Source organism: Saccharomonospora halophila 8 (genome assembly GCF_000383775.1).
Classification (GTDB): domain Bacteria; phylum Actinomycetota; class Actinomycetes; order Mycobacteriales; family Pseudonocardiaceae; genus Saccharomonospora; species Saccharomonospora halophila.
Genome location: NZ_KB912565.1, coordinates 107,208 through 113,821 on the forward strand (window position 1 = coordinate 107,208; position 6,614 = coordinate 113,821).

Consider the following 6,614-nt stretch of genomic DNA (forward strand, 5'->3'; position numbering starts at 1 on the left):
GGTCCGCCCGGGGCGCAGGCGGCCGAGCAGGACCGTGCCGCCGGTGGTTCGCGGCCGATCAGTGCCCTGCGGAGGCCCGGGCGCGGGCCCAGGCGGGCGAACCTGCAGCTCAAGCGGTTCGATCCGTGGTCGGTGCTGAAGCTGTCCCTGGTGCTCGGCGTGGCCCTGTTCTTCGTCTGGCTGGTCGCCGTGGGCGTGCTCTACACCGTGCTCGGCGGGATGGGCGTTTGGGAGAGCATCAACGGCACGTACGACTCACTGGTGCAGAACGACGGCGCCGCGACGGAGGGTCCGCTGATCACGGCGGGCACGGTGTTCATCGCCGCCGCGGTCGTCGGGGCGATCAACATCGTGCTCGTGTCGGCCCTGGCCACCGTGAGCGCGTTCATCTACAACGTCTGTGCCGACATGGCCGGTGGCCTGGAGGTGACGCTGTCCGAGCGGGAGTAGCGACCCCCGTCGGGAGGTCGCTGATCGCCTGAGGTAAGCTGTTCAGCGTTACGGGCCCATAGCTCAGGCGGTTAGAGCGCATCGCTGATAACGATGAGGTCGGAGGTTCAAGTCCTCCTGGGCCCACCGGAAAGGGCCGGTATCCGGATCCGGGTACCGGCCCTTTTTCCGTCTCCGGCCGGCCAGGCTACCCGTCCCGCCGTCCCGGTGTCAGTCGCAGGCGTGACGTCGCCCGTCGATGAGTTCATCCGGTCCCGGTGGGGGTAGGTCTCCGACACGACAGTCGGTGACGAAGGGGGCCGGTGATGTGCGCTGCCCGCCCGGATTTCCTGTTGCAGGCGTTCGTCGACGCGGCGAACCAGATGGAGGATTTCGCCATGGGCGTCACCCTGAGCGTGTCGGGTGGCCTCATCACCGGCGACCTTGTGACGGCGACGCGCTGGATGGACGAGGTCGCCACGCTCGTCGAGCTGGAGGGTTCGGAGGCGGCGTATCACGTGGCGAACGTGTACCGGGAGCAGTCGGTGCTCTACAAGAAGCGGGCCTCGCAGAACCGGGGCGAGGTGCACGGCGAGGTGACTTACGTACACCTACGGGACAGCCAGTGGGTGCAACCGTCCGGCCACCTCGGTCCTGAGCCCGGGGTCCACTGGCGTGGTCTGTTGACCGAGGTGGCCGGATGGTCACTCGGGCGGCTACCGATGTCCGCCCTGGATCACTGATCCGGGACGGCTCCGCCGCCCGGGGCATCGGCGGGGCACACCGCCGCTGTTTCGCGTGAAACAACGACGTCGGGATGGTGCCCCGCCGGGGGGCACCGGCGCGGGAGGACCATGCACCCGGCGATACGTCATATCGAGTGAATCTCGAATACGGTTGGTGCCGCGTCCGATCACTGCTGGGACTGTTCGCGGGATTCCGCCCGTCCGGCCTCCTGCTCGGCGCGCTCGGCCTCGGCCTGCTTCTCGGCGGCCGTCTGTTGCGCCTGCCCCTTCTCCTGCTGGGCGCTGCCCTCGCGTTCCATCTCGTCGTTGCCCAGCGCCGTTCCGAAGGTCTCCTTGGCGCGGCCCTTGAGGTCCTCCACCGCGCCCTTGACCCCTTCCTGGTTCTCGTCCCGTTCGGCCATGCGACTCCCTTTCTCCGGCGATGACTCCCCGCAGCTACCCGGGTGCGGTACCGGATAAACACGCGGGCGGGGACGTGCAGTAGCATCGGGGGCGCATGGTCAGCAGGTTGTCGAGGAGGGCTTCACCGTGAAGAAGCTGTTGGCACTCGCGGTCGTCGCGGGCGGCGTGTTCTTCGTGATCAAGAAGAACAAGGACGCCAAGGCCGAAGCCGATCTGTGGCGCGAAGCCACCGCACCGAGCGAGCGTCCCACGGCCGGCGCCTCCCAGAACGGCAGCGCCCCGACCAAGGCGAGCTCGGACGCGACGAGCACGAACTGAGACCACCCGCGGGTGACCCCACCCGCGGCCCGGGGCTGTAGCTCAATCGGTAGAGCGCCGCTTTTGCAAGGCGGAGGTCAGGGGTTCGATTCCCCTCAGCTCCACAGCGTGACCGGACGACGGTTCGGACTTGTGTCTCGTCGCCGACCCTCTGCCGGGTCGTCACCGTGGGGAAAATCTGTAGACGCCTGGTCCGAACCGTGGGCACGTCGGTCGTTCAGGAACGCTGCGACAGTGCCGGGCGTCTGTGTGTCGCGGAGGGAACGCAGCTCAGCACCGGTGCGCACGTTCGTGCGCGTCATCGCGCCGCTCGGCGCGTCGACACAAGTCGCGTCGCGGCCGGCTGGAGCGCTCCACCGGCGGCTCGACAACCAGCCGCGACGCGCGGGATCAGGGCCGGTCCCGCTCCGGGGTGTTGCCCGCGACGCCGTGTCGGAGGGGGCCGCCGGGCGGGGCGGCGCTGTCCGGGGACACCGGTGATCCGTGCCGGGTGTCGGCGGGTTTGCCGGTGCCGGCCCACTGGTCGCCACCGGAGGGTTCGGCGCCTTCGTCGAGTTGCTGCCTGCGGGTGCGCAGCAGCTCCAGCACCGGGGTGCGGTCGCCGTGCCGCTGCTCGTGCTCGATCAGCCGGTCGAGGTCCTCGGCGGGCAGGGAACGGATCTGGTGCTGCAGTGTGGCGATCGGCAGCTCGTCGTAGTCCGGCAGGGGCAGGGCTTCGCCGGTGCTCATCGCGTCGCCTCCGTCACGCCTTCTCGCGGTCGAACATCTCGGTCAGCTCGGGCGGCAGCTGCGCGAGCGTGTCGTCGAGCTCGCCCTTCCGCGTGGTCTCCCGGATCGTGGCGAACACGGCCGCGACCTGCCGCTCGACCCGGTCGGTGTCCACGGAGAAAATCTTGCCGCCGACCTTCTCCAGGAACTGGGCCTTGTCGAACGAGCTCGCCTGCCCCCGCTGCGCGGCCAGTTCGGCGCCGAGCTCGTCGGGCAGCTGGAGGGCGAGGTTCTCGGCCTGTCCACCGGAGATCGTCTCGCCGAGTACCTGTGCGCACGCGCGGCTGAGCTGGTCGGCTTCCTCGGCGTTGTCGATCCCGGCCCGCTCGCGCACCTTCTCCGCGAACTCGGTCATCTGCTGGCTGCGTTCCGGCTGCATGTGGCGTTCCGTGCCTTTCGTCGGTCGTCCTCGGTCGTCCCCGGGGTCAGCGGGGTTGCCACGTCCGGGCGGGCGATAAACCCGCCCGGGGCAGGTCGTGCGGCATCGGCGGGAACGGTTCGCCGGGTTTGTCCGTCGAATCCCGCGTTACCGACGTACGGTGCCGGTCGGGTGACCCAGGCGTGGACCGACCGGATGTCCGGCCCCGGTGGGAGGTGCCCGGCGATGGTGCGCAGGATCTTCTGGATCACGGCGGCGGTGTTGGCCGTCGCCGTGGTCGTCGCGGTCGCGACGGGGTGGTGGCCGGTCGACCTGCCGTCGGTCGCGACGGTCACGGGGGCGGTGCTGGCGCTGGGCTACGCCGCCACCCGGTCGATCGTCGAGCCGCTGTGGACGCGGGTGCGGGACCGGCTGGTGGACCGTATCGACATGGGCGTGGAGCACAAGCGCCTGGCGGCGAAGTTCGAGGAGGACTACCGCACCTTCATCCGCAATCGCACGCGGTCGGTCGACCTGAAAGGGCTGTCGACGCTGGGTTTCCACACCCCGGAGCTGAGCAGGGTCTTCGTGGACCCGGGCCTCGCACGCCGGGCGGCCAGCCAGGTCGAGGAGGGCGTGGTCGATCCGCTCCCGGATCACGTCGAGGACCGCGTGGCCCTGACGGAGCTGCTCGGGCGGCCCGGGCCGCGGATCCTCGGGATCGTGGGGGTTCCCGGGTGCGGGAAGACGACGCTGCTGTGGCACACCGCGAGCCGGGTCGCCGACGGCGAGGGGCCGCGCCCCGTGCCGATCCTGCTCGCCCTGCGCGACCACGCGGCGACGGTCGTGGCCGACCCGGAGGTGAGCCTGGCCGGCCTGGTCCGCACCGAGCTCGGCCGGTTCGCCACGGACGAACCGGCCCGGTGGTTCGAGGAGCGACTCGAACAGGGGCGGTGCGTCATCCTGCTCGACGGGCTGGACGAGGTGGCCCGGCGGGACGACCGCCGGGCCGTGGCCGACTGGATCGAGCGGCAGATCGTCCAGTACCGGGACAACGCCTTCGTGGTCACCTCCCGCCCGCGCGGTTACCGCAAGGCCCCGGTCTCCGGCGCGGAGATCTTCCAGGTGCGCAGCTTCACGCACACCCAGGTGGTCGAGTTCGTCCACGCCTGGTATCTCGCGGCCGAAGTGCAGGCCAGCGCCGTCGCCACCGCCACGCGCACGGTCACCGGCTCCGCCACCGGCATCGGTACCGCCACCGGCACCGACCCGGGCGGCCCCACCGACACCGGCACCGGGGACGACAGTGTCCGGGAGAATGCGCGATTGGGCGCGGACGATCTGCTGGACCGGCTGAACGCGCTGCCGTCGCTGTACGACCTGACGATCAATCCGCTGCTGCTGACCATGATCGCCAACGTGCACCGGGATCGTGGCGCGCTGCCGGGCAGCCGGTCCGGGCTGTACGGCGAGATCTGCCAGGTGGTGCTCTGGAAGCGGCAGGAGGCCAAGCGTCTCGACGTGGCGCTGTCCGGCCCGCGCAAGCAGTACCTGCTGCGCGGCCTGGCGTTCGCGATGATGCGGCGGCAGGTCCGCGATCTCCCGCGTCAGGAGGTGCACGACGAGTTCGAGCGCATGCTCGACCGGATGCCGGAGGACATCAGCGCCGTCGAGGTGATCGGCGACGTCCGGCACCACGGGTTGCTGATCGAGCGGGAGAACGGGCTCTACTCGTTCACCCACCACACCTTCCAGGAGTATCTGGCCGCCGCCCACATCCGGGACAAGGAGCTGTCCCGGATCCTGGAGGAGACCGTCGACGACCCGTGGTGGCGGGAGACGACCGTCCTCTACGCGGCGATGGCGGACGCGGACGCGATCGTGCGGGCGTGCCTCGCCTCGGGCAGCGTCGCGGCGCTGTCCCTGGCCTTCGACTGCGCCGAGGGGGGTCGCGAGCTCGCGCCCGAGTACCGGCGGGCGCTGGACGAGCTGCTGGCCTCCACCGCCGTGCCGGACACCGACCCGGAACTGCGCCGGGTGATGAACCGCGTCCTGCTCACCCGGCACCTGCGCACGGTGGTCCGCACCGCTGACGGACGCCGGGTGTGCGCGCTCCCCGTCACCGTGCGGATCCACCGGCTCTTCCGGCAGGACACCGGCGCACCGGTCTTCGCGGTGGGCGACGACGACGACCCGGTCACCGACGTGGCGTTCACTGAGGCCGTGCGGTTCACCCGGTGGATCAACGACGTCACCGAGGGCGAGCCGGGATATCACCTGCCGACGCGGGCCGAACTGGACGACCCGACGGTGCGGGAGAGGCTGCCGACGTGCAGCGCGTGGCTCGCCCCCGAGCCGGGGCAGCACCGGTCGTTGCTGTGGACACCGGGGAAGACGCGGCATCCGCACGCCGTCGCCGCCCGGAACGTCACCGAGCACCTCACCGACGACCTGGCCCGGGCGAGGTCGGGGCTGAGCCGGCTGCTCCTGCTGCGTTCGGTGGTGTTGCTGCGGTTTCTGGGTGACGCCCGCAGCACGAACAAGCGCCTCTACGTCGACTACGTCGACCAGTTGGACCGTGCGTTCGAGCGCGGTTCCGACCGGGTCCACGAGCGGGTGTCCAATGTGGCGGAAGCGCTCACCGGGGCGCAGGACGTCGTGGGCGCGATCGGTGCGGACCTCGAACGCACCGTGCGGGTGGTCGGCAGCCTCGGGTCCGTGCCCGGGTTCGACCACCGGTGGGCGCTGTCCCGGATCGCCGAACTCAAGGACGCACGGTTGCTCACCGAGTACGAGACCGAGCTCGGCCGGGATCTGCGGCTGCTGTCCCGCACCATCTGGCGCACGGTGACCGCCGACCGGGGTGCCGACCCGATCGACCGGGTGCTCGCGGCCGGGATGCGACGCGCCCGCGCGATCCCGGAAGGCAGCGCGTACACGGAGACGGTGGAGGACGTCCTGGGCCGCGCGTCGGCGAGGGTGCTGGCCCGCACCCTCGCCGACGGCGATCCACGGGACTGGCCGGAACGGCTGCACCGGGAACTGACGTGGGCGTCCGGCATCGACGTCGACACCGACGAGTTCCGGGTCTTCCCGGACACCCTGGAGAACGGGGCCCGCAACGCCTACGCCACCGCCTGCGAACGTCTCCCGGGTACCTGGCCCGCCGGGGCCGCGAAGGCGTTCTCCGACCTGGCCCTGCCCACCTTCGCCTGGCCCCGACGGGGGCCGATCGCCGCGGAGGACGCGACCGTGGTGCGGTTGAGCGCGTTCCTCCTCGCGGCGGAGGCCGGTCTGCACGGGGAGAACGCCCTGCGCACGAAGTTCCTCGAACTGGCGGCCGGGGTGACCTTCCTGCAGAACCGCGACACCGAGGAAGGCTCCATCACCCAGACGATCGTGCTCGCGGTCGCGTAGCCGCGGACACACGTCCTCAGGGACGCGTCCCGGCCGTCGTGGTGAGAACCGTCGTGGCGAAGACCGTGGTGACGAGGGCGACCAGGGCGGCGGCGGCCGCGAGGGCGACGGTGGCCGAGATCCCGAGCAGGAGTGCGCCGACCGCGGCGCCGGCGAGCATCGCGCCGAGCGAGCCC

7 protein-coding genes and 2 tRNA genes are annotated in these 6,614 nt (G+C 71.0%); 6 read left to right on the top strand and 3 right to left on the bottom strand.

Going from position 1 to position 6,614, the window contains the following annotated elements; genetic code table 11:
* The 3 genes from SACHA_RS22400 to SACHA_RS0115025 all read left to right on the top strand — a co-directional run.
* On the top strand, positions 1–450 hold a 450-nt coding region (locus tag SACHA_RS22400; RefSeq protein ID WP_019811001.1), incomplete at its 5' end, for a DUF3566 domain-containing protein.
* A 52-nt stretch (positions 451–502) separates the two neighbouring features.
* Positions 503–576 (top strand) — tRNA-Ile (locus SACHA_RS0115020).
* Between the two features lie 179 nt (positions 577–755).
* The gene (locus tag SACHA_RS0115025) at positions 756–1,172 is read left to right on the top strand and encodes a hypothetical protein (protein ID WP_019811003.1); all 417 of its coding nucleotides are present in this window, start codon (positions 756–758) and stop codon (positions 1,170–1,172) included.
* A gap of 170 nt (positions 1,173–1,342) precedes the next feature.
* Here the strand turns inward: SACHA_RS0115025 and SACHA_RS0115030 are convergent, their stop codons facing one another.
* A complete protein-coding gene (locus SACHA_RS0115030; protein WP_019811005.1) occupies positions 1,343–1,576 on the bottom strand; it encodes a CsbD family protein in 234 nt (77 codons plus the stop codon).
* Between the two features lie 127 nt (positions 1,577–1,703).
* Here SACHA_RS0115030 and SACHA_RS0115035 point away from each other — a divergent pair, with 127 nt between their 5' ends.
* Entirely contained in the window at positions 1,704–1,895 is a 192-nt protein-coding gene (locus SACHA_RS0115035; protein ID WP_007025739.1) for a DLW-39 family protein, read from the top strand.
* A gap of 31 nt (positions 1,896–1,926) precedes the next feature.
* Positions 1,927–1,999: transfer RNA gene (locus SACHA_RS0115040), tRNA-Ala, on the top strand.
* 286 nt (positions 2,000–2,285) lie between these two features.
* Here the strand turns inward: SACHA_RS0115040 and SACHA_RS0115045 are convergent.
* On the bottom strand, positions 2,286–2,624 hold the full coding sequence (locus tag SACHA_RS0115045) for a hypothetical protein (protein ID WP_019811007.1): 339 nt from the start codon (positions 2,622–2,624) through the stop codon (positions 2,286–2,288).
* A gap of 13 nt (positions 2,625–2,637) precedes the next feature.
* Complete coding sequence (locus SACHA_RS0115050; RefSeq protein ID WP_019811008.1) at positions 2,638–3,042, bottom strand: DUF2267 domain-containing protein; 405 nt, start codon at positions 3,040–3,042, stop codon at positions 2,638–2,640.
* Between the two features lie 225 nt (positions 3,043–3,267).
* On the opposite strand from SACHA_RS0115050, the gene SACHA_RS0115055 reads away from it, so the two are divergent.
* Positions 3,268–6,438: an NACHT domain-containing protein gene (locus SACHA_RS0115055; RefSeq protein WP_019811009.1), complete on the top strand. Its 3,171-nt coding sequence runs from the start codon at positions 3,268–3,270 to the stop codon at positions 6,436–6,438.
* The last annotated feature ends 176 nt before the right edge of the window (positions 6,439–6,614 follow it).

Excerpts from the sequence above, each read along its gene's own strand:
- SACHA_RS0115025 (WP_019811003.1), top strand. The coding sequence starts at position 756 with ATGTGCGCTGCCCGCCCGGATTTCCTGTTGCAGGCGTTCGTCGACGCG.
- SACHA_RS0115030 (WP_019811005.1), bottom strand. The coding sequence starts at position 1,576 with ATGGCCGAACGGGACGAGAACCAGGAAGGGGTCAAGGGCGCGGTGGAG.
- SACHA_RS0115045 (WP_019811007.1), bottom strand. The coding sequence starts at position 2,624 with ATGAGCACCGGCGAAGCCCTGCCCCTGCCGGACTACGACGAGCTGCCG.
- SACHA_RS0115050 (WP_019811008.1), bottom strand. The coding sequence starts at position 3,042 with ATGCAGCCGGAACGCAGCCAGCAGATGACCGAGTTCGCGGAGAAGGTG.
- SACHA_RS0115055 (WP_019811009.1), top strand. The coding sequence starts at position 3,268 with ATGGTGCGCAGGATCTTCTGGATCACGGCGGCGGTGTTGGCCGTCGCC.